We start from the raw sequence: 21,820 nt of genomic DNA on the forward strand, positions 1-21,820 counted from the left end.
ACGCGTACACGTGCAGAGTCGACTGGGTCGAAGTCGGCATTGTCGAGTTAGAAGTTCCCGTGCGCCAGAGTGCGGCACGGACGGTGGGCATTCGGCTTCCCAGACTCTCAGCCAGTTCGCTGGGTCCGGCAGACGCGGCCAGGGCATCACGTTTGCCATGCCCCGCGCTGACGGTGATCGCTCGCAGGTGTGCCATACGGACGCCGCCGCCCTTGCTCGGCGATGCAGTCCTCGGGTCCCCGACCCCTCGGAAGAGAGCGCAGGAGTCGCCATTCGCGTCACCCCTGTGCGGTCTATCAAGGGACTCGACCGTAGCTGGGCCCGCCCGCCACGACCAAGACCAAGTTCCTGACTATGCACGGGCCACCATTCCGTTCATCGCAGACCCGATCCTCGAATTCCCAGGTCTCAGCCCCCTGCCGGACCAGGCTACGGTCGCCGTCCGATCGGTCCGATGATGACCGAGTTCAACGCAGCGTAGTCAGCACCAAGTCAGCACGGGAGTCAGCACCGCACCGTCAAATCGCCTCGAACTGCACGTTACGGACACTGCTCGTTTCGACCATCTTCGAGCCCCTGCACCACCCTTCCGTGGACCGGCATGGTGGCCACATGCATAGCCAACCCTCGAACTATGTTGCCCCGCCACATGTGCGTCTGACCTGCGGATTCCTACGGTGTGGCGACACGCAAACGTCCCCGTCACACCCCAGGAAGTGGTGCCGATGTCCTCCCCCGCGACCGCTCCCCCACCCCCCGCCAACCTCAAACACATCGTCGCAGCCAGCCTCATCGGGACCACCATCGAGTGGTACGACTTCTTCCTGTACGGCTCGGCTGCCGCGCTTGTGTTCAACAAGTTGTTCTTTCCGGACTCCGATCCGCTCGTCGGGACGTTGTTGTCGTTTCTGACGTACGCCGTGGGGTTCGCGGCGCGGCCGTTGGGGGCGCTGGTGTTCGGGCATTACGGTGACCGGCTCGGGCGGAAGAAGTTGCTGGTGCTGAGCCTGTTGCTGATGGGCGGGGCGACGTTCGCGATCGGGCTGTTGCCGACGCATGCGACCGTCGGGACCGCGGCGCCTGTGCTGCTGACGGTGCTGCGGCTGGTCCAGGGGTTCGCGCTCGGCGGGGAGTGGGGCGGCGCCGTGTTGCTGGTGTCGGAGCACGGGGATGCGCGGCGGCGTGGGTTCTGGGCGTCGTGGCCGCAGACCGGTGCCCCGGCCGGGCAGCTCCTCGCGACCGGTGTGCTGTCCCTGCTGACGGCCGTGTTGTCCGACGACGCCTTCGGATCCTGGGGCTGGCGCGTCCCGTTCCTGCTTTCCGGTGTGCTCGTGGTCGTAGGATTGTGGATTCGTCTGTCTGTCGATGAATCGCCTGTCTTCCAGCAGGCGTTGGCGCAGGCCGAGGCACGCAAGGCAGCCCGGGCGGACGACGCCGAGAAGCTTCCGCTCGTCTCCGTGCTGCGCCACCACTGGCGGGACGTGCTGATCGCGATGGGCGCCCGTATGGCGGAGAACATCTCCTACTACGTCATCACCGCCTTCATCCTCGTCTACGCCACCACGTCGGCCGGAGTCTCCAAGCAGACCGCCCTCAACGCCGTACTCATCGCCTCCGCCGTGCACTTCGCGGTGATCCCGGCCTGGGGCGCGCTGTCCGACCGGGTGGGACGGCGGCCCGTGTATCTGCTCGGCGCGGCGGGTGTGGGGCTGTGGATGTTTCCGTTCTTCTCGCTTGTCGACACGGGTGGCTTCGGCAACCTCATCCTCGCGGTGACCGTGGGCCTCGTGATGCACGGCGCGATGTACGCGCCCCAGGCCGCCTTCTTCTCCGAGATGTTCGCGACCCGGATGCGCTACTCCGGTGCTTCCATCGGCGCGCAGTTCGCCTCGGTCGCCGCCGGTGCGCCCGCCCCGCTGATCGCCACCGCGCTGCTGTCCGACTACGGCAGCTCCACACCGATCGCCCTGTACGTGATCGCCGCGGCCGTACTGACCCTCGTCGCCGTGGGAGTGGCGAAGGAGACCCGGCACCGGGATCTGGCCGACGTCGACCCCGCTGCCGGTGCCGAGCCCGCGACGGCCGGGGCTGCGGACGCCCGTACCGTCTGATCCGCCTGGCCGGCCGGCCCCCGTGTCCACCCGGGTACGGGGGCCAGTGCCGGGTCAGTGCCGGGTCGCCCCCGACAAGCGGTGCAGACGTAGGGCGAGTTGTATCTCCAGCGCGCGGGACGGGTTCTGCCAGTCGTCGCCCAGGAGCCGGCCGACGCGCTCCAGGCGCTGGGCGACCGTGTTGACGTGGACGTGGAGTTCGTCCTTGGTGCGGGCCGGGCTCATGCCGCAGCCGAAGTACGCGTCGAGGGTGCGCAACAGGTCGGTGCCGCGCCGTTCGTCGTACGTGACCACCGGGCCGATGGTGCGCTCGACGAAGCCCCCGATGTCCCGGTCGCCGGCCAGCAGCAGTCCGAGGAAGCCGAAGTCCTCGGCGGCGGCGCCGTCCCCGTGGCGGCCGAGCAGGCGCAGGGCGTCGAGGCAGCGTCGGGCCTCCGTGTAGGCGGTGGCCACGGTGTCGGGGTGGGTGGCGAGGTCCTCCACGGGACCGGAGGCGCCGACGGTGACCGCCTCGTGGACGGCCGTGCCCAGCTGTCGTGCGGTGCGGCGGGCGAGGTCGGTGGCCGTGGCGCCGGGGGCGAGGGGCAGCAGGAGGACGGTGCCTCCGTCGCGGGCTGCGGCGAGTCCGTGCCGGGTCGCGGCGAGGTGGGAGGCCGCGGACCACAGGCGTCTGCGGGCGTCCGCTTCCTGTTCGGCGTCGGCCGCCGCGCCGTCGAGGCGTGCGGCGAGGACGACGTGGGTGGCGTCGAGGTCGGCGTGCAGCCGGGAGGCACGCTCGCGCAGCAGGCGGGGGTCCCGGTCGCGGGCGTCGAGCAGGTCGTCGAGGAGTTCGCCACGGACGCGTTGTTCGGCCTCGGCGGCGGAGCGTCGGGCCAGCAGCACCAGTGAGGTGACCATCGCGGCGCGCTCCAGGGTGCGCTGGTCGACGGGGTCGAGGCCGGGGTGGCCGCGCAGGACGAGCGCTCCGAGCAGTTCGCCGCCGGCGGTCACCGCGGCGATCCAGTCGTCGTCGTGCGGCACGGCGTGTCCGTCGGCGCGGGACGCCTCCAGGGCTGCCGCCGGTGCGGCGGTGGCCTCGATGAACCGCACCGCGCCGTCGAGGACTTCGGAGACCGCGGCGGCCACGTCGTGGACCCCGCCGCCGCGCAGGACGAGTTCGGCGAGCCGGTCGTGGACGTCGGAGGCGCGCTCGATGACCGCGCTGCGGTCCTGGATGATCTCGTTGGCCCGTTCCAGCTCGGCGAGGGCGGAGCGGGTCTCGGTGAGCAGGTTGGCGGTGTCGATGGCGGCCGCGGCGAGCGCCGCGAATGAGCCGAGCAGCGCGATCTGCTCCCGCTCGAAGACCCGGGCCCGGCGGTCGGCGGCGAAGAGCACGCCGATGACGTGGGGCCCGAGCATCAGGGGCACCCCGCAGATGGCCACCAGTCCCTCGTCGCGCACCCCCGCGTCGATGGTGGTCGTGTGCTGGAAGCGTTCGTCCTGGAAGTAGTCGTCGGTGACATAGGGGCGGGCCGTCTGGGCGACGAGGCCGCCGAGCCCCTCCCCCATGCCGAGGCGCAGCTGCTGGAAGCGGGCCGCGACCGAGCCCTCGGTGACCCGCATGTAGGTGTCGCCCCTGGCCGGGTCGTTCAGGCTGAGGTAGGCGACGTCCGTGGCGAGCAACGACCGTGCGCGGTGCACGATGGCCTGGAGGACGGCGTCCAGGTCCCGCAGGCCCGCGAGGTCGTGAGCGGTCTCGAAGAGTGCGGACAGTTCGGCTTCCCGGCGACGCCGTCCCTCCAGCTCCGAGCGCACGCGCAGGGCGAGCCGCTTGGCGTGTTCGAGTGCCTCGACCCGCTCGGCCGGCTCGCCCCGGGCGCGGGCGAGCAGCACCGGCCGCTCGTAGGCGTCGGCGCCCGCGCCTCGGGCCAGCAGCTCCAGGAACGGCGCTTCGGCACCGCTGTGCTCGGACGTCGGAGCTTCGCCGTTGGTGCGCTGTGCTGACTGAACGTGATCGCTGGACATGCTCACAGGATTCACCATGACCGGCCCGTCCCGTCAGGCCTGTGGACAACTCCGGGCTCCACGGGACGCACCGGGCTCAGTGCGCGGTCCAGCCGCCGTCGAGGGCCAGTGAGGTGCCGGTGACGAAGGACGCTTGCGGGCCGCAGAGATATGCCACGGCTTCGGCGACCTCCTCCGGTTCGACGAGCCGCTTCACCGCGCTGTCCTGGAGCAGTACCTCGGTCAGCACGCGTTCCTCGGGGATGCCGTGCGCCCGTGCCTGGTCGGTGAGCTGTTTCTCGACCAGGGGTGTGCGCACATAGCCGGGGTTCACGCAGTTGGAGGTGACGCCGTGGGGCGCGCCTTCGAGGGCCGCGGTCTTGGACAGACCCTCCAGGCCGTGCTTGGCGGCGACGTACGCCGACTTGTAGGCCGAGGCGCGCAGTCCGTGCACCGAGGAGACGTTGACGATACGGCCCCAACCCTGCCCATACATGTGGGGCAGGGCGCCGCGGATGAGTCGGAAGGGTGCCTCCAGCATCACGGTGAGCACGGTGTGGAAGACGTCCGGCGGGAACTCCTCGATGGGACGGACCAGTTGCAGTCCGGCGTTGTTGACGAGGACGTCCGTGCCCGCGGCGGCGAGCTCGGCGGCGTCCAGGTCGGTGAGGTCGAGGACGTGCGGTTCGACGCTGCCCGCCAGTCCAGCGGACGCGGACCGCTCGGCGAGCGCCTCCAGCCCGGTGGCGTCCCGGTCGACCGCTCTCACCTTCGCCCCGGAGGCCGCCAGCCGCAGCACACAGGCGCGGCCGATGCCGCCGGCGGCACCGGTGACGAGGGCGGTGCGGCCGCCGAGGTCGAGCGTGGGGGCGGGGAGGCCGGGGGCGCTGGGCGGGGTCATGCCTCGACCCTAGGCAGCGACCGCACCTCGCCCCATATGGTCACCACCCATACTTCAGAGCGAACTCGTGGTGTCGAACCATGTGGGCGCGTCCGACAGCGCCGCCTTGATCCGGAACAGCCCGAACTCGTTCAGCTCTGGCAGGGCGTCCACGTCGAACCACGCCACCTCCAGCGACTCGTCGTCGTTGACGTGGGCCTCACCGCCCACGGCGCGGCAGCGGAAGGTGATGTCCATGTACTGGCAGACGTCGCCGTTCTCGTACGTGACCGGCTCCAGCGCCTGGACGAGCACGACCCGCTCGACGACGCAGCGCACCGCGGTCTCCTCGTGGACCTCGCGCTCCGCGCAGGCCGCCGGCTGCTCCCCCGGCTCCGGGATGCCTCCGATGACCGCCCATCTTCCGTTGTCGGAGCGGCGGCCCAGCAGGACCCGGCCGTCGTCGTCGAAGACGATGGCGGTGACCCCGGGCAGCCAGAGCAGTTGGCTCCCGGCGGTCTCCCGGAGCGTACGGATGAAGTCAGGAGTAGCCATGGACCGACCCTATTCGGCCGGTCCCGCGGGGCCGGACGGGTTCAGGGGGCGGGTAACCGGCGTACGACTACACGCCACCGGCGCGCCGCCCGCGCACACCGGCGCCGATCGCCCAGCCGAGTCCGCCCGCGGCGACCAGCAGCAGGGCGATCTCCGGCAGGATGCCCAGCTGCGTGGCGGGGGTCTGGGAGGAGCGCAGCGGCACCTTCTGCACCAGGGAGTCGGCCACGAACATGCCGGTCTTCTGGGTGATCTTCCCGTCCGGCATGATGATCGCGCTGACACCGCTGGTCACCGGAACCGTGACGGTGCGGCTGTGCTCGACGGCGCGGATGCGGGACATGGCGAGCTGCTGGTAGGTCATCTCACTGCGGTCGAAGGTCGCGTTGTTGCTGGGGACGGAGATGATCTGCGCGCCGTCGGTGACGGTGTCGCGCACCGCCCAGTCGAAGGCAGCCTCGTAGCAGGTGACGAGGCCGATCTTGGCGTTGGCCATGGCGAACACGCCCGGCTTGCTGCCCCGGCTGAAGTCCTGGCGGACCATGCTGGTCCAGTTCTTGTTGATGGCGCCGATGAACGAGCGCAGCGGGAGGAACTCGCCGAAGGGCTGGATCTGCCGCTTGTCGTAGGTGTCGGTCGGGCCCTTGACCGGGTCCCACAGGATCTGCTCGTTGAGCAGCTTGCCGTCGCGCTCGACGACACCGCCGACCGAGATGGGCGCGCCGATCGCCTTGGCGGCGCCGTCGATGACCGCGCGCGCGTCGGGGTTGGCGAAGGGGTCGATGTCGGAGGAGTTCTCCGGCCACAGCACGAGGTCGGGCCGGGGCACCTTGCCGGCCTTGACCCGCGCGGCCAGCCGCTCCGTCTCACGCGCGTGGTAGTCGAGGACGGCGCGCCGCTGGGCGTTGAAGTCGAGCCCGAGGCGGGGCACGTTGCCCTGGATGAGGGCGACGGTGGTGGTGCCCTTCTCGGCCTTGTCGCTGACCAGCGGTCGCGCGGCCACGGCTCCCACCACCGGTACGGCGACGCTCAGCAGCGCCACCGCCGCGGCCGACCGCCGCACCGCGCGGGTACGGCGTCCGTCGAGGACGAGGCGGACGGCCTCGTACAGGCCGAAGCCGCACAGGACGACCGCGAAGCCGAGCACCGGGGTGCCGCCGAGGGCCGCGAGCGGCAGGAAGACGCCGTCCGCCTGGCCGAAGGCGATCTTGCCCCAGGGGAAGCCGCGGAAGGGTACACGCGCGCGTGCCGCCTCACCGGCGATCCACAGCGCGGCCGCCCACACCGGCCAGGCGGGCAGCTTCGACACCGCGGCGATGCCCGCGCCGACCAGCGCGACGAAGATCGCTTCGATGACCACCAGCGCGATCCAGGGCCCGGGGCCGACCTCCACGCCGGTCCACACCAGCAACGGCAGCAGGAAACCCAGGCCGAAGAGGTAGCCGAGGCCCAGGCCCGCCTTCCAGCTGCGGCCGCGCAGCACCCAGCCGAAGACGGCGAAGGCCGGCAGGGCCAGCCACCACAGGGTGCGCGGCGGGAAACTGACGTACAGCAGCACTCCGGAGAGCGCCGCGGCGATGGCCGGGACGAAGCGCGCGAGCCGCGCGCCGCGCGATGCGGGCGCGGGCTGCGGTCGTGCCTGGTCCGACTGGCCCACGGAGGTTGCGGTGACGGTCACTCCGGGAGTGTACGGCGGGTGACCGCCGTGCCGACAGCGCGGTCCGCGGCGCGGCACCGGACGCTTCGGGCCACACGAGGGATGCGGAAGTGACGCAGGAGGCACGCGGGGGGGGGGCGTATGAGGGACACGGGGGAACGTAGGAAGGACACGAGGGGGGACGTAGGAGGACGCGGAGGAAGGCAAGGAAGGCAAGAAGGTCGCCCCCGGGCGGCCCCATGAGGCGGATCGTTCCTGCGCATCTCGGTCCAACACATCCACAAACGGCCCACCAGCCGTTACGGTGTGCCGGGGGTCCGTGGCGCGTGATCGGTCACGGCAGTTCGGTTCACGGTCGGTGGGGCGGCCGGGTTCAGGGGGCGGAGTGGGTTCCACGGGGATGACCTCTGTGGCCGGTCCGGATACGGACGGCGCGAGACGAAACGTTTCCGACGGGGCGGGCGTGGTGGTGCTCGGGGCCTGTGCCACCTGGTCCCTGATCACCGCGACCGCACACGACGGCCGCCCCGAGGGCATGCTGCTCGCGGTTCTCGCCGTAGCCGCGGGCTACGCCACCGGACGGATCTTCGGCGCGCTCACGCCGGTCGCAGCGCCCTGCGCCGGGGCGCTGGCCGGGGTCGGCCTGACCGTCGCCGTCCCGCAGCTCTCGCCCGGCCCCGAGCTTGTCGGGCCGCTCGGGCACGCGGGTGCCACCGCGGCGCTGCTCACCCTCTCCACCGGTGCCGCCTGCTGTGCCGCCTGGGCCGCCCCGACGCCCGCGGTGCGGCTCGCGCTGCGCGCCCTGGCCGTGGGGATCACCGTGACCGCCGCCGCCCTCGGCTCGACGACTGCGGTCGTGACCTGTGCGGCAGTGCTGCTGTGCTCGCTCGCCGCCGGACTCATGCGCCACCGCGGTCTCGGTCTCGCCGGTCTGGCCCTGGCCACGGCCCTGGTGGCGGGGCTGACGTGGGCGGCAGCCGGGAGAGCGCTGCCGGGCGGACTCGAGGCGACCCTGGAGGACGAGCTCACGCCCCACCGGATCGACCTGTGGCGCGACGCCCTGCGCCTGGCACGTCAGGACGCGGCCCTGGGCGTGGGCCCCGGCCGTTTCGGGGAGCTCAGCCCGACGGCGGGCCAGACGCTGGCGTCCGACGGCAAGCCGCACTCGGCGCTCCTTCAGCAGGCGGCCGAACAGGGGATCGTCGGTGTCGTCCTGCTCGCGGCGGCGTTCAGCTGGGTGCTGTTCGCGCTGTGGCGCACGCCCCGTCCCACACCGGTCGCGCTGACCGCGGGCGCGGCGCTCACGGCGCTCGCCGCCATCGCCACGATCGGCAACGCCCTGAGCTTCACCGCGGTGTCGGTGGGCGCGGGCCTGCTGGCCGGCCTGGCCACGGCCCGTCCGCTCATCGAGGGGACGGTCGTGGAAGAGGCACACGCGCGTGGGGACCGCCTGAGTTCGTGAGCTCGGTACGCACGCGCGCGGGGGCTCAGTGCGCCGGTGTCGTGGGTCGCAGTCGGGCTCTGATGGCCACTACCGCTGCCTCGGCGTTGTCCACGGTGATCGTGAAGGTGTGGCCGTTCCACAGACGGAGCACCACGCCCTCACCGCGCCGTACGACGACGGCCGTGCCCTTCTCCGGTCGCCACCGGTAGCCCCAGCCGCCCCAGTGACGTGGGTTGACGTGCGGGTCGAAGTCGGCGCCGGCGACGTGTGCGAGGGGGATGCGGCGGCGGGGTACGCCGATGTGACCGCAGCGCACCTCCACGCACTCCCTGTCGAGCTTGAGGTCGACGTGGACGAAGGCGAGCGTGCCGAAGAGGACCAGCAGTCCGGCCGCGATGCAGCCGACGACGGACACGACGAGCGCGATGCCGGAGCTCCAGGCGGAGTCCACCGCCAGCTCGATGCCGAGTGCCATGCAGGCCGCGCCGAACAGCGCCAGCAACCATTGGACCCGGTTCGTGGCGCGCCCGGTCCAGACATCGGGGTGGGGTGTGTCCTCCCCCTGGATGTGGAGGTCCATGGCAATGAGGTTACTCAGATTTCGCTGCGCGGGTACCACGTCGCACAGCGTGACTGCGCCATCCGTGGACACCTCGGGTCAGGCGTGTCCCCTGGTGTCCGTGCGTCAGGGAGCCGGAGTGACCGCCCGCAGGATCCGGCCTTCCTCGTAGGCCAGGGCGGGCTCGGGCAGCGCGCCCTCGCGACCGCTCAGCAGCACCGTCACCGTGCCGAGGGGAGTCGCCTGCGGTGCCGGTCCGGAACCGATCCGGCGCAGCGCCTGCGCGGCGACCGCCCCGGCGGAACCGTGCAGGACCAGCGGAGGCAGCCCGGGCCGCTGCACGGCCGCGCGGATGCGCTCGGCGACCAGCTCGTAATGGGTGCAGCCCAGGACGACGGTCGTTACATCCTCGGGAGTCAGGGCGGCGGCCGCGGTGACGGCCTCGTCGATCGCGGCCTCGTCCGCGTGCTCCACGGCCTCCGCGAGGCCCCAGCACGGCACTTCCGCGACGGTCACACCGTCGGCGAAGTCCCGGATGAGGGCCTTCTGGTAGGGGCTGCCGGTGGTGGCGGGGGTGGCCCAGATCGCGACGGGTCCGCCACCGGCCGCGGCCGGCTTGATCGCCGGGACGGTGCCGATCACCGGGATGGCGGGCTCCAGGTGGGCGCGCAAGGCGGGCAGGGCGTGCACGGTCGCGGTGTTGCAGCCCACGATGAGCGCGTCCGGCCCGTGAGCGGCGGCGGCCTCGGCGACGGCCACGGCGCGCTCGGTGAGGTCCTGCGGGGTACGCGGCCCCCAGGGCATGCCGTCCGGGTCGAGGGAGAGCACGAGATCCGCGTCGGGTCGCAGGCGCCGTACCGCGGCGGTGGCCGCCAACAGCCCGATTCCGGAGTCCATGAGCGCGATCTTCACCCGGCCACGATAGACGATGTCCCCCAACGGACCAGTCGGGTGGGGCAGACTGCGCGCGTGAGCGCCTTCGTGTGGATCGCCGCCGCGTCCCTCGCCGCATGGCTGTGGTTGCTGCTCTGCCAGGGCTTTTTCTGGCGTACGGATGTGCGACTGCCGCCTCTCGGGAATCCGCTCGCGGGTGATCCGCCGGAATGGCCTTCCGTCTGTGTCGTCGTCCCCGCGCGCGACGAGGCCGTCGTCCTGTCGTCGAGCCTGCCGTCACTGCTCGCCCAGGACTACCCGGGCCGGGCGGAGGTCTTCCTCGTCGACGACGGCAGTACGGACGGCACCGGGGAGCTCGCGCGCGAGCTGGCCCGGCGGCACGGCGGGCTGCCGCTCACCGTGGGCTCGCCCGGCGAGCCACCCGCGGGCTGGACCGGGAAGCTGTGGGCGGTGCGCCATGGCATCGCGCTGGCACGCGCGCGTGCCCCCGAGTACCTCCTGCTCACCGACGCCGACATCGCGCACGCACCCGACAGCCTGCGCGCGCTGGTGGCCGCGGCGCGTTCCGGCGGCTTCGACGTCGTCTCGCAGATGGCCCGGCTGCGGGTGGAGAGCCTGTGGGAGCGGCTTGTGGTGCCGGCGTTCGTCTACTTCTTCGCGCAGTTGTATCCGTTCCGTCGGATCGGCAGACCGGGCACCCGGACGGCGGCCGCCGCTGGCGGCTGTGTCCTGCTGCGCGCCGACACCGCCGAGCGGGCGCGGATCCCGGACGCCATCCGGCACGCGGTCATCGACGACGTGGCGCTGGCGCGGGCCGTGAAGGGCGGCGGGGGACACATCTGGCTGGGCCTCGCCGAGCAGGTCGACAGTGTGCGTTCCTACCCGCGCCTGCACGACCTGTGGCGGATGGTCTCGCGCAGCGCCTACGCGCAACTGCGGCACAGCCTTCTCCTGCTGGCCGGCACGGTGGCCGGGCTCGCGTTGGTGTACCTGGTGCCGCCCGTGGCCGTGGTCGTGGGCCTGGTCGCGGCGAACCCGGCCGCGGCGGTGCTGGGCGCCCTGGCGTGGCTGGTGATGGCGGGGACGTACGTACCGATGCTCCTCTATTACCGCCAGCCGCTGTGGCTCGCCCCGCTGCTTCCGTTCACCGCGTTCCTGTACCTCCTGATGACGGTCGACTCCGCCGTGCAGCACCACCGGGGGCGTGGTGCGGCCTGGAAGGGCCGCACCTACGCCCGCCCGGACGCCGTGCCCGACGAGGGCTGACGCTCGTCACCGGGCCCGCGTCACTTCCTGCCGGGAGTCCAGTTCATCCCCCACCCGTACGCGTGATCGACCGTCCGCTGCGGGCTCACCCCACGCTCGGGCACCAGGTAACGGGCCTCGCGCTGGACCACGAGGTCGCCGCCGGTGTTGGTGAGGAGCGCGAGCGCGCACACCGTCGAGGGGACCGTGCACTCGTCCAGGGAGAAGTCGATGGGGGCGCCGTACTGCGGCTGGAGCGTGACCGTGGCGTGCAGGTCGGCGAAGGAACGGGCGCCTTCGTAGATCGTCACGAACACGAGGATGCGCCGGAAGTCACGGATGTGGTCGAGGTTGACGGTGAGGTTCTCGCCGCTGGACACGGCACCCGTGCGGTCGTCGCCGTCGAGGTGGATGTACGGCGGCTGGTGCAGGGCCCCGAAGGCGTTGCCGAGGGCCTGTACGACGCCCTTGCGGCCGTCGGCGAGTTCGAAGAGGGCACACAGGTCGAGGTCGAGGTCGGCGTGGAGCGCGACCGCCCTGCCGCGCTTGCTGCCCCACCCCGAGAACTGCTTGCGCACTTCCCAGTTGAGGTTCACGCGCAGGGAGCCGGACGTGCCGCCCTGCTTGGTCAGCGAGACCGAGGGGGCGGCCTTGGTGAGCGTGACCTTGCTCAGGCTGACGGGTGCCGTGGGCGGTGCCGAAGGTGGAGGCGGGGCGTTGTGGACCGGCGGGGGCACGGTGACGGGCAGGGCCGGCATGGTCACGGGAGGTGCGACGGGTGGCGCCACGGCGACCGGGGGCGCGAGGGGCGGGGCGGGGGCCGCCGCCGGTGCCGTGTGCTGGGGCTCGTCGACCGTGATGCCGAAGTCCGTGGCCAGCCCCTCGAGTCCGCTGCTGTAGCCCTGGCCGACGGCGCGGAACTTCCAGGCGCCCTGACGGCGGTAGAACTCACCGAGCACGAAAGCGGTTTCGACGGTCGCGCCGGTGCTGTCGAAGCGAGCGGCGACGGTTCCCCGGGCGGCGTCCCTGACCTCGATGTAGAGGTCCTGCACCTGTCCGAACGTGCCCCCGTCGGCGGAGGCGGCCAGGACCACGGCCTCGATCGCGGGCTCCACGCGCGCGAGGTCGACGAGGAGCGTGTCGGTCACCCGGCCGCCGATGTCGCGCTTGCCCTCGTGGCGCACGGCGCCGGAGGAGTGGGTGGGTTGGTTGTAGAAGACGAAGTCCCCGTCGGAACGGACCTTTCCGGCCACCAGCAGCAGGGCCGAGGCGTCCGCGTCCGGGACACCTGGTCCCGAACGCCAACCCAACTCCACCCGTAGCGCCGTGGTCGGCACCGGAACGTTCGACCCCTTCGGCATCGACATGTCTGCCCCCATCACCTGTCACCGTCCGTGCCGGCGGAGTTCCGGCCGTCCCTCGCGTTCCGTACCCGGCCAACCTATGGCCCGCGCCGTCGAACTCCCATGGGGAGCGCGGCAACAGGGCGGCCGACCCGCGAGTAACCCCCCTGGAACTCGGCCTTTACCGGATCACAACATTCTGCGTCGTCCCTTTTTGCCACGTTCGCTCACATTGGGGGGCGCACGTCACCGCCGACACGGAAAAGAACCCTCTTATCGGTCTCCCCAACCAGCACATCGTGGGCTTAACTTATGTGCCATGACCTCCCCCCGCTCCACCTATGGCGGCGGCTACTACTCCGCCTCCTTCCCGGACACCCCGATCTACGACTCGCTCGTGGCCGAGCGGGGCACCCCGCAGATCGCCCCGATCCGGGTCCCCGCCGCGTACGACACGAGCGGCAGCAGCCTGCCCGCGCTCCCGTCGGCACTGCCCGCCCTCCCCTCGGGCCCGTCCCAGGCCTCCTACGGTTACCCGCAGGCGCCCCAGCCGGCTCCGCTGCAGCAGGCGCCCGCGGCGTACATCCCGCAGCAGGCCGGCGCGCCGCGCGGTTACCCCGGTCCGCAGGTACAGCAGCCTCGGCAGGGCATGCCGGGCACGGGCTACGAGGCCATGCGCCCCGCGGCTCCCCGCCCGGGACCGACCCCGCAGCAGGATCCGTACAACCAGCAGTCGTACAGGGGCTACTGAGCTGTTCTCCGGATTGTCCGTGCCACCTGGCAGGATGACTCCATGGGGAACCCGCAGCTGCTGTCGATTCATGTCCATCCGGTCAAGGCGTTCCGGGGCCTGGCGCCCCGGGAGGCCGTCGTGGAGCCCTGGGGGCTGGCCGGAGACCGACGCTGGGCGCTGATCGACGACGGGGGAAAGGTCGTCACGCAACGCCAGCAACCGCGCCTCGCGCCGGCCGCCGCCGAGCTTCTGCCCGGCGGCGGTCTTCGTCTGTCCGCACCCGGTCTGGAGCCGCTGACCGTGGACGTGCCGCGGCCCACCGGCACGACGACGGTGGAGATCTTCCGGGACAAGGTGGAGGGCGTCCTCGCCGACGACGCCGCGCACGCCTGGTGCAGCGCCTATCTGGGGGCGGACGTGCGCCTGGTGCACATGGACGATCCCGCCACGTGCCGCGCGGTCGACCCCGACTACGCGCTGCCGGGCGAGACCGTCTCGTTCGCGGACGGCTACCCGCTGCTGCTCACCACGACCGCCTCGCTCGATGCCCTCAACTCCCTGATCGCGCAGGGTGACCACGCGGGCGAGGGCCCGCTGCCGATGAACCGCTTCCGGCCGAACGTGGTCGTGTCGGGCACGGAGGCCTGGGCCGAGGACGGCTGGTCGCGCGTCTCCATCGGCGAGGTCGCCTTCCGGGTCGCCAAGATGTGCGGCCGGTGCGTGGTGACGACGACCGACCAGGGCACCGCGGAACGCGGCAAGGAGCCCCTGCGCACCCTGGGCCGGCACCGCCTCATCGACGGCAAGCTGGTGTTCGGTCAGAACCTGGTGCCCCTCGACCGTGGCACGATCCGGGTCGGCGATCCTGTGACGGTCCTCGCGTAGGGGGCCGCTCGCGGACGGGGAGCAACAGGATCCTGCGGTGGACATGAACCTGCGGTGGACGGGAACCTGCGGTGGACGGGAACCACTGGCCCGGGCCCGGCCGTTGGAATCTTCGTGAGAAGTTCATGAGACGCCCGGTCTCAGGTGATTTCCCTCTCTCTTTGACCGGGAGGGCGCGTGAACGACTCCGCGTGGGGTTATCACGGAGCGGGAAAGGGGGTGCGGGACGGTGCGAGCAATCAGCGGGCTCTGGCGTTGGCGGCACAATCCGCTGCGCCGCACGACCGATCTGGTCGAGGCATGGCTGGCCCTGGCGGCCCTGCTGCTGGTCCTCCTCGTCACGCCCGTGATCGGTCTCGTCGTCGGTGCCGTCGCCGAGGACGCCCTGCAGCAGTCGGTCAAGGACCAACGCCAGTCGCGCCATCTGGTCACGGCCACCGTGCTGCGGAAGCTGGACCGCTCCCCGCTGGAGGCCGACCCCGAGACCTCCACCGGACGGGAGGCGCGCTCCCAGGTCCTCGCCGACTGGATGGGCCCGGACGGCACCCGGCACCAGGCCACGGCCATGGCGGACCTCAAGGCCCCGCACCCCGGCGACCACTTCGAGATGTGGACGGACGAGCACGGCACCGTGGTGGCCCGTCCGCTGGACTCCGCGACGGCGACCACGCACGCCGTCCTCGCCGGTGTGGGCGCGGCCCTGCTGACCGCCGGCCTCGTCGAGGCCGGCAGACGGCTGATCGTCTGGCGCATGGTCCGTCGCCGGTACGCCCGTTGGGACCAGGCATGGGACCGGGCGGGCCCGGACTGGGGCAGGACCGGCACCGGCTGCTGACGGCCTTCCGGCTCCGGTCAACCCACCACCCGCGCGCACGCTACGGTGGTCCGGCCGAACTCTTCGGCATCAACTCGCGCGTGAGGGAGCCGCAGGGGCGCTGTAGCCCCCTGAGGCGAACGAGCCGGCCGTACGACGAGGTGGGGGCACAGCAACACCATGGCACAGGGCACGGTCCAGGTGACGCACACCGGCACATCGAGGTGGCGGCGCCGCACGGGTGAGTACGCATCGCTCGCCGCCGCCCTGGAGGCCGCGGCCGAGGGCGATGTGCTCACCATCGCTCCCGGTACCTACCGGGAGAACCTCGTCGTCCAGCGGTCGGTGACGCTGCGCGGCCCCGAGGGTTCTCCGGGTTCGGTGCGGATCGCGCCCGTGGACGGGGTGCCGTTGACGGTGCGTGCCTCGGCGGTGGTGCAGGACCTGCATGTGGAGGGTCAGGACGCCGCGGCGCCCGCCCTGCTCGTCGAGGAGGGCACCCCGGAGCTGACGGACCTGCGGATCGTCACCCGCTCGTCGGCCGGGATCGAGGTGCGCGGGAGCGCTCGCCCGACCGTACGGCGCTGCACCGTCGACAACCCGGCGGGCATCGGCATCGCCGTGGTCGACGGCGGGGGCGGCGTGTTCGAGGAGTGCGAGGTCGTCGCGGCGGCCCAGGCGGGCGTCGCGGTGCGCGGCGGAGCCCGTCCCCGGCTGGAGCGCTGCCGGGTGCACCACGCCTCCGGCTCAGGACTGACCGCGACCGGCGACAACTCCGCGCTGGAGGCCGTCGGATGCGAGGTGTACGAGGTGCGGGGCAGCGGCGTCCAGATCACCGGCCGGGCCACCGCGCACCTCACCGACTGCGATGTGCACCGGACGACCGCCGACGGCGTCACCCTCGACACGGACGCCGTGCTCACGCTGGCCGACTGTCACATCCACGACATCCCGGAGAACGCGGTCGACCTGCGCTCGCGCTCCGTGCTGACGCTGACGCGCACGACGGTGCGCCAGTTCGGGCGCAACGGCCTGTCCGTGTGGGACCCGGGCACGCGCGTGGACGCCAACCAGTGCGAGATCTTCGACAGCACCGGCGACTACCCGGCCGTGTGGGTCAGCGACGGTGCCACGGCGGTCCTGGACTCCTGCCGGGTGCACGACGTGCCGGACGCGTTGTTCGTCCTCGACCGCGGCTCACGCGCGGACGTCGTCGACAGCGACCTCTCCCAGGTGCGCAACACGGCGGTGTCGGTGAGCGACGGCGCGACCGCGCAGCTCGACGACTGCCGGATCCGGGACGCCGCGACGGGCGCCTGGTTCCGTGACCACGGCAGCGGCGGCACCCTCAACAACTGCACGCTGGACGGCACCCAGACCGGCGTGATCGTCACCAAGGGCGCCGACCCCACCGTCGAGCGCTGCACCGTCGACTCCCCCGCCGAGGCCGGTTTCTACGTGTCGGCCGGGGGCCGGGGCAACTTCCTGAACTGCCGGGTCACGGGCAGCGGCGGCTACGGCTTCCATGTGATCGACGGCTGCCGTACGACGCTGCGCAAGTGCCGTACGGAGCGGTGCGCGCGCGGGGGGTACGAGTTCGCGGACGGCGGTTCGGACGCGGGACCGGACGCGGGGCCCGTGGTCGAGGACTGCACGAGCGACGAGAGCGCCGGCGCGAGGCAGCCGACGGCTCGGGAGACGGCCGTAGAGACGGTGGGTCAGTCCGCCGGGCTGCTCGGTGCCATCCCCGAGCAGCGTGTCGACGCTCCGCGGCCGCAGCCGGCCGCGGAGCCCGAGCGGCCGGCGCGGACCTCGAAGGCCGTGCTCGGTGAACTCGACGCGCTGGTCGGCCTGGACAGCGTCAAGCGCGAGGTGCGGGCCCTCACGGACATGATCGAGGTGGGCCGGCGCCGCCAGCAGGCGGGCCTCAAGGCGGCCTCCGTCAAGCGCCACCTGGTGTTCACGGGCTCCCCCGGCACCGGAAAGACAACCGTCGCGCGACTGTACGGCGAGATCCTGGCCTCGCTCGGTGTACTGGAGCAGGGTCATCTCGTCGAGGTGTCCCGCGTCGACCTGGTCGGCGAGCACATCGGCTCCACCGCGATCCGCACCCAGGAGGCCTTCGACAAGGCGCGCGGGGGCGTGCTGTTCATCGACGAGGCGTACGCGCTGTCCCCGGAGGACTCGGGCCGCGACTTCGGCAAGGAGGCCATCGACACGCTGGTGAAGCTGATGGAGGACCACCGGGACGCGGTGGTGGTGATCGTCGCGGGCTACACGGCCGAGATGGAGCGCTTCCTCTCCGTCAACCCCGGTGTGGCGTCCCGCTTCTCCCGGACCATCACCTTCAGCGACTACGGCCCCGAGGAGCTGCTGCGGATCGTGGAGCAGCAGGCCGAGGAGCACGAGTACCGGCTGGCGCCGGGTGCCTCGGAGGCCCTGCTCAAGTACTTCACGGCGTTGCCGAAGGGCCCCGCCTTCGGCAACGGCCGGACCGCGCGCCAGACCTTCGAGGCGATGGTGGAACGCCACGCGAGCCGCGTCGCCCAGCTCGAAGAGCCCAGCACGGACGACCTGACACTGCTGTATGCGGAGGACCTGCCGGAGCTGCCCTGAGCGCCGGGCGCTCCGAGGCCGGCGGGTTCTCGGAGCGCATGGGGTGACGTCCGCGGCTCACACCGTCTGTTCGAAGTCCTGGTGGCAGGTCTCCAGCCGCTGGACCGGCACCTCCGGACGCAGTCGGCCCAGCAGCAGCTCGCGTTCCTCGGCGAAGGCGGGGTCGGCCTGGTAGTCGGAGTGGCCGAGGAGCGGCGCGGGCAGAGGGTGTTCCGGGGTGCGACCGTTTGCGATCGGGTCCCTGAGGGGGCCTCGGTCCACTGCGGGGCCGCAGTCGCCGGGCAGGCGTACGGGCCCGCCGATGGGGTCGGTGAGGCGGTACAGGTTGCGCCAGCAGTCGACGTCGCGGTGCAGGGCGGCGAGCGCCTCCGGGCCGAAGTGGGCCGGGAACCAGCGGCCGTAGAGGCGCTCGATCGGGGAGCCGTAGGTGAGGAGCGCGACGCGTTTGCGGACCGACGGTTGCAGCTGCCAGGCCGCGGCGGCCGCGAGGACGCTGCCCTGGGAGTGGCCGGAGATCACCAGGCGTCCGCGGGTGGTCTGCGTCCAGGTGGCCATCCGCCAGGTCAGGTCGGGAACCGCGCGCTCGGCGTAGCAGGGCGGGGCGAAGGGGTGGGCGGCGCGGGGCCAGAAGGTGCCGACGTCCCAGAGGATGCCGATGGTGCGCCGCGCCGAGGGGTCCTTGTAGGCACGCCTGCCCCAGGTGACGAAGAGGATGAAGCCGAGCCCTATCAGCCAGGAGCCCAGTGCCTGCGCGGTCTCGGCGGTGCCTTGGACGAAGGCGTACGCGTGCGTGGTGGCCCCGCCGGGTGTCTCCTTCGTCCCGAGGGCGCCGACGAGTGCGCCTGCCCCCAGGAGCAGGGTCGCGGTGGAGGTGACGGCCACGAGAAGGGGCGCCTGGTCGGTGAGGGTTGCCATGGCACGGGCGCGTGCGATGCGACGGGTGCGGGCCCCGTCCTCGGTCTTCTCGCCTGCGGTGTCCGCCGCTTTCTCGTCGGCGGCGCCCGCCGTCTTCTCGCCGCCCGTGTTCTCGCTCTGCTCCTCATACTCGCGTCGCACCGTCTCGTACTCGGCCCGGGCCAGGCGCCAGGCGCTGTGGCCGAGGCGGGCGCAGAGGACGAGCAGGACGAGGAGCAGTACGGGGATCACCGAGGCCTGCCAGGTGAGCAGGACCGGGGGGCCGTCGAGGGTGGCGTGGGTGCCGTCCAGCCAGTCGGAGACGCGCTGGGAGACACCGCCGGACATCACTCCGCCGAGGGCGCAGGCGAGCATGGCGACGGCGGGTCCGGCCAGGCCGCGCATCGCGGCACGCCGGTCGGGGAGGGCGCGGTGGAGGACGTGCGCGACCACGGCGAGGACGATCACCAACGCGCCCTGTCCCAGCGCGATGGTGCCGAAGGTCATGTCGCCCTGCAGCCGTCCGGTCGAGGTCCAGCCCGGTCGCTCCCAGCCGGCGTACACCAGGGTGAGGACGAGCAGGCCGAGGGCGCCGAGCGGCAGGAAGCGGGTGAGGCGCGTGTCGGGTTCCCGGTCGAGGTGCTTCTCACTGCGGCCACGGCGGCAGACCACCCACAGCACGACGATCACGCCGGCGACGAGGGCCGCCTCGAGCAGTCGGCCGAGCACGGCGAGGACCGCCGGACCGCCGGGCTCGCGGTCGAAGCGTGCGGCCGCGGTGCCGACCGCGGCGGTCACGGTCAGCAGACCGGCGGCGGTGTGGGCCGCGCGCAGACGGGCGACCAGTCGGCGCCCGTACCAGAAACCGGGACGGTTCAGTGCGGTGCGGCCGGTCTCCTTCTCGGGTTCGGCGGCGGGGTCCATGGGTTCCTGTGACTCGTACGCGCGCCACGTGCGGTGCGAGAGGTACCACAGCAGGCCGGTGAGGGCGGTGGGCAGCAGGGCCGCGAGGGCGAGGCGGCGGCCGGGCCTGCTCCACCAGCCGCCGTTCGAGGCGTCGGGCGAGAGGAAGCCGAGCCAGGAGTGGCGTGCGGCGCACGCGGGTGTGCCCGCGCACTGCCAGGCCGTCAGGTCGAGGGCGACCTCGCAGGCCGCCGCGACGAGCAGCACGCTCAGGGTCAGCCCGGCGAGCCGTACCAGCAGGCCGTACAACCGCACCGTCCGCACCCGGTCGTGGGCCGCGGGGCGCATCCAGTGGGCGAGGTTGACCACCATGAACGGCAGCAGCAACAGCCACAGGGCGCGGGTGCCGTTGCCGGAGGTGAGGTTGCACCAGACGTAGGCCTCGGGCACCGGTGCGGTGCGCTGTTCGTCGGGTCCGTTGTCCGCGTCGACGTCGTCGGCGCGCCGGAAGACGGCCGCCGTGTCGTCGCCGGTGATCCGCACGGTGCGCGGATCGTTGAGCATCTTGTCGGGTGTGGCGCCGCCGACTCCATGGACCAGGAGTTCCAGGGCGGCTCTGCTCGCTGAGGTCGATGAGGTTCCTGAGGCATGTTCCACTGTTCGCACTTCCCCCGTGACACGCCGTCGTCATGTGCCTGTGCGGGCACCAGGATGTCCGTTCCGGGGGCGATGCACACCCCCTGTCACCGAATCTCCCCGATCTGGGTGTCCGGAGTGCGCGTGGCGCGCTCCGTGACAGATGCACTACGGGGTGGTGGTACCGTGCGCGCCATCCCGTGCGAGGATGGGACGCCCGCACACCGGGGATGGGGAGAACGTCCTCGTCGGAGCAGGTGGGCAGGCGTGTCGGACGGCTTGAGGCGAAAGGACCGGAGCGTACGTGAGCGAGAATCAGAACCTCCTCGCGGAGCAGCGCCGCGCCCTGATCCTGGACGAGGTCCGGCGCCGGGGTGGTGTCCGCGTCAACGAGCTGACGCGCAAACTGGGCGTGTCGGACATGACGGTCCGCCGTGACCTCGACGCGCTGGCCCGCCAGGGTGTCCTGGAGAAGGTGCACGGCGGTGCGGTGCCGATCGTGGAGGCGAGCACGCACGAGCCGGGGTTCGAGGCCAAGTCGGGCCTGGAGCTGACGGCCAAGGAGGACATCGCGCGGGCCGCGGCGGACCTGGTGTCGCCGGGCAGCGCGATCGCGCTGTCGGGCGGTACGACGACGTTCGCGCTGGCCCATCAGCTGGTGGAGGTTCCGGATCTCACGGTCGTCACCAACTCGGTGCGGGTCGCCGACGTCTTCCACGCGGCGCAGCGCACGTCGGGGCCGCGGCAGGGCGCGGCGACGGTGGTACTGACGGGCGGGGTGCGCACCCCGTCCGACTCGCTGGTGGGGCCGGTCGCCGACCAGGCGATCGCGGCGCTCCACTTCGACCTGCTGTTCCTCGGTGTGCACGGCATATCGGTGGAGGCCGGTCTGTCCACGCCGAACCTGGCAGAGGCCGAGACCAACCGGCGCCTGGTGCACTCGGCGCGGCGGGTGGTCGTGGTCGCCGACCACACCAAGTGGGGTGTGGTGGGCCTGAGTTCGTTCGCGGCGCTGGACCAGGTCGACACGCTGGTGACCGACTCGGGGCTGCCCGCCGAGGCGCGTTCCGAGGTCTCGGATCATCTGCGGCGGCTGATGGTGGCCGGCGAGGCGGAAGAGGGTGCAGACATCTGACGGTGTGCCAGCTAGGGTGACGCCCCACTCCACGAAGGGGGACGTCGCCCATGGCTCGTCGTCTGCGCCAGGTCGGGCTCGATTTCGTCGACACCGCTCCCCTGCGCCTGGTGTTCACCGGGGAGATCACTGCGGCGCCCGAGGCGGTCTTCCCCGCGCTCGCCGAGGACGTGCCGGGCTGGGCCGAGTGGTTCTCGGCGGTGAAGCGGGCGTGGCCGACCGACGGCGGCGCGGGACGGGAGATCCGGCTCCGGGGCGGTGTCCGCCTGGAGGAGACGATCCTCCTGGCCAAGGAGCCCGAGGTGTACGTCTATCGCGTGGACGCCACGACCGCGCCGGGGCTCCGCGCCCTGGTCGAGGAGTGGCGGCTCACGCCGACCGCGACCGGTACGCGCGTACGGTGGACGTTCGCGGCCGACGCCCCGGCACCGTTGCGCCTCACCCTGCGGCTGGCCCGCGCCGGAATCGGCCGCACGTTCCGCGACGCGATGACGGCACTGGAGCGGAGACTGACCTGCTAGCCGTCACCGGAT

Annotated in this window: 17 protein-coding genes; 9 read left to right on the forward strand and 8 right to left on the reverse strand. The window is 72.1% G+C overall.

The window, feature by feature from the left end; all coding sequences use genetic code 11:
- Positions 1–725 precede the first annotated feature (725 nt).
- Complete coding sequence (locus ACGFNV_RS16200; RefSeq protein WP_393622949.1) at positions 726–2,111, forward strand: MFS transporter; 1,386 nt, start codon at positions 726–728, stop codon at positions 2,109–2,111.
- A 54-nt stretch (positions 2,112–2,165) separates the two neighbouring features.
- On the opposite strand, the gene ACGFNV_RS16205 is transcribed toward ACGFNV_RS16200, so the two are convergent.
- From ACGFNV_RS16205 to lnt, 4 genes are all read right to left on the reverse strand, one after another.
- A complete protein-coding gene (locus tag ACGFNV_RS16205; RefSeq protein ID WP_393622950.1) occupies positions 2,166–4,115 on the reverse strand; it encodes a helix-turn-helix domain-containing protein in 1,950 nt (649 codons plus the stop codon).
- 76 nt (positions 4,116–4,191) lie between these two features.
- Complete coding sequence (locus ACGFNV_RS16210; RefSeq protein ID WP_393622951.1) at positions 4,192–4,995, reverse strand: 3-hydroxybutyrate dehydrogenase; 804 nt, start codon at positions 4,993–4,995, stop codon at positions 4,192–4,194.
- A 54-nt stretch (positions 4,996–5,049) separates the two neighbouring features.
- Complete coding sequence (locus ACGFNV_RS16215; protein WP_393622952.1) at positions 5,050–5,529, reverse strand: NUDIX domain-containing protein; 480 nt, start codon at positions 5,527–5,529, stop codon at positions 5,050–5,052.
- A 67-nt stretch (positions 5,530–5,596) separates the two neighbouring features.
- Positions 5,597–7,207, reverse strand: a complete 1,611-nt coding sequence (lnt, locus tag ACGFNV_RS16220; protein ID WP_393622954.1) for an apolipoprotein N-acyltransferase — start codon at positions 7,205–7,207, stop codon at positions 5,597–5,599.
- Positions 7,208–7,586: 379 nt separating this feature from the next.
- Here lnt and ACGFNV_RS16225 point away from each other — a divergent pair, with 379 nt between their 5' ends.
- Positions 7,587–8,648: an O-antigen ligase family protein gene (locus ACGFNV_RS16225; protein WP_393622955.1), complete on the forward strand. Its 1,062-nt coding sequence runs from the start codon at positions 7,587–7,589 to the stop codon at positions 8,646–8,648.
- 25 nt (positions 8,649–8,673) lie between these two features.
- Here the strand turns inward: ACGFNV_RS16225 and ACGFNV_RS16230 are convergent, their stop codons facing one another.
- Positions 8,674–9,210 carry a hypothetical protein gene (locus ACGFNV_RS16230; protein ID WP_393622957.1) on the reverse strand — a complete coding sequence of 179 codons (537 nt, stop codon included), beginning with the start codon at positions 9,208–9,210 and terminating at the stop codon, positions 8,674–8,676.
- Between the two features lie 105 nt (positions 9,211–9,315).
- Positions 9,316–10,101 (reverse strand): glutamate racemase, encoded by a 786-nt coding sequence (locus ACGFNV_RS16235; RefSeq protein WP_393622958.1) that lies wholly within the window; start codon positions 10,099–10,101, stop codon positions 9,316–9,318.
- A 39-nt stretch (positions 10,102–10,140) separates the two neighbouring features.
- On the opposite strand from ACGFNV_RS16235, the gene ACGFNV_RS16240 reads away from it, so the two are divergent.
- Positions 10,141–11,349 carry a glycosyltransferase gene (locus ACGFNV_RS16240; RefSeq protein WP_393622960.1) on the forward strand — a complete coding sequence of 403 codons (1,209 nt, stop codon included), beginning with the start codon at positions 10,141–10,143 and terminating at the stop codon, positions 11,347–11,349.
- Positions 11,350–11,369: 20 nt separating this feature from the next.
- Here ACGFNV_RS16240 and ACGFNV_RS16245 read toward each other — a convergent pair whose 3' ends face one another.
- Positions 11,370–12,689 carry a TerD family protein gene (locus ACGFNV_RS16245; protein ID WP_393623327.1) on the reverse strand — a complete coding sequence of 440 codons (1,320 nt, stop codon included), beginning with the start codon at positions 12,687–12,689 and terminating at the stop codon, positions 11,370–11,372.
- A 301-nt stretch (positions 12,690–12,990) separates the two neighbouring features.
- On the opposite strand from ACGFNV_RS16245, the gene ACGFNV_RS16250 reads away from it, so the two are divergent.
- From ACGFNV_RS16250 to ACGFNV_RS16265, 4 genes are all read left to right on the forward strand, one after another.
- Entirely contained in the window at positions 12,991–13,422 is a 432-nt protein-coding gene (locus tag ACGFNV_RS16250; RefSeq protein ID WP_393622961.1) for a DUF6643 family protein, read from the forward strand.
- A gap of 42 nt (positions 13,423–13,464) precedes the next feature.
- Positions 13,465–14,289 (forward strand): MOSC domain-containing protein, encoded by an 825-nt coding sequence (locus ACGFNV_RS16255; protein WP_393622963.1) that lies wholly within the window; start codon positions 13,465–13,467, stop codon positions 14,287–14,289.
- Positions 14,290–14,518: 229 nt separating this feature from the next.
- The gene (locus tag ACGFNV_RS16260; RefSeq protein WP_393622964.1) at positions 14,519–15,124 is read left to right on the forward strand and encodes a hypothetical protein; all 606 of its coding nucleotides are present in this window, start codon (positions 14,519–14,521) and stop codon (positions 15,122–15,124) included.
- Between the two features lie 159 nt (positions 15,125–15,283).
- Complete coding sequence (locus ACGFNV_RS16265; protein ID WP_393622965.1) at positions 15,284–17,719, forward strand: right-handed parallel beta-helix repeat-containing protein; 2,436 nt, start codon at positions 15,284–15,286, stop codon at positions 17,717–17,719.
- A gap of 57 nt (positions 17,720–17,776) precedes the next feature.
- Here the strand turns inward: ACGFNV_RS16265 and ACGFNV_RS16270 are convergent, their stop codons facing one another.
- The gene (locus ACGFNV_RS16270) at positions 17,777–20,182 is read right to left on the reverse strand and encodes a hypothetical protein (protein WP_393622966.1); all 2,406 of its coding nucleotides are present in this window, start codon (positions 20,180–20,182) and stop codon (positions 17,777–17,779) included.
- Positions 20,183–20,456: 274 nt separating this feature from the next.
- On the opposite strand from ACGFNV_RS16270, the gene ACGFNV_RS16275 reads away from it, so the two are divergent.
- Entirely contained in the window at positions 20,457–21,287 is an 831-nt protein-coding gene (locus ACGFNV_RS16275; RefSeq protein WP_393622968.1) for a DeoR/GlpR family DNA-binding transcription regulator, read from the forward strand.
- Between the two features lie 50 nt (positions 21,288–21,337).
- A complete protein-coding gene (locus ACGFNV_RS16280) occupies positions 21,338–21,808 on the forward strand; it encodes an SRPBCC family protein (protein WP_393622970.1) in 471 nt (156 codons plus the stop codon).
- The last annotated feature ends 12 nt before the right edge of the window (positions 21,809–21,820 follow it).

The organism is Streptomyces sp. NPDC048751 (genome assembly GCF_043198595.1).
Classification (GTDB): domain Bacteria; phylum Actinomycetota; class Actinomycetes; order Streptomycetales; family Streptomycetaceae; genus Streptomyces.

Bases quoted from the DNA above. Each gene is read 5' to 3' on its own strand.
- ACGFNV_RS16205 (WP_393622950.1), bottom strand. From the start codon at position 4,115: ATGTCCAGCGATCACGTTCAGTCAGCACAGCGCACCAACGGCGAAGCT.
- ACGFNV_RS16255 (WP_393622963.1), top strand. From the start codon at position 13,465: ATGGGGAACCCGCAGCTGCTGTCGATTCATGTCCATCCGGTCAAGGCG.
- ACGFNV_RS16245 (WP_393623327.1), bottom strand. From the start codon at position 12,689: ATGCCGAAGGGGTCGAACGTTCCGGTGCCGACCACGGCGCTACGGGTG.
- ACGFNV_RS16200 (WP_393622949.1), top strand. From the start codon at position 726: ATGTCCTCCCCCGCGACCGCTCCCCCACCCCCCGCCAACCTCAAACAC.
- ACGFNV_RS16225 (WP_393622955.1), top strand. From the start codon at position 7,587: ATGACCTCTGTGGCCGGTCCGGATACGGACGGCGCGAGACGAAACGTT.
- ACGFNV_RS16230 (WP_393622957.1), bottom strand. From the start codon at position 9,210: ATGGACCTCCACATCCAGGGGGAGGACACACCCCACCCCGATGTCTGG.
- ACGFNV_RS16210 (WP_393622951.1), bottom strand. From the start codon at position 4,995: ATGACCCCGCCCAGCGCCCCCGGCCTCCCCGCCCCCACGCTCGACCTC.
- ACGFNV_RS16250 (WP_393622961.1), top strand. From the start codon at position 12,991: ATGACCTCCCCCCGCTCCACCTATGGCGGCGGCTACTACTCCGCCTCC.
- ACGFNV_RS16280 (WP_393622970.1), top strand. From the start codon at position 21,338: ATGGCTCGTCGTCTGCGCCAGGTCGGGCTCGATTTCGTCGACACCGCT.
- ACGFNV_RS16265 (WP_393622965.1), top strand. From the start codon at position 15,284: ATGGCACAGGGCACGGTCCAGGTGACGCACACCGGCACATCGAGGTGG.
- ACGFNV_RS16215 (WP_393622952.1), bottom strand. From the start codon at position 5,529: ATGGCTACTCCTGACTTCATCCGTACGCTCCGGGAGACCGCCGGGAGC.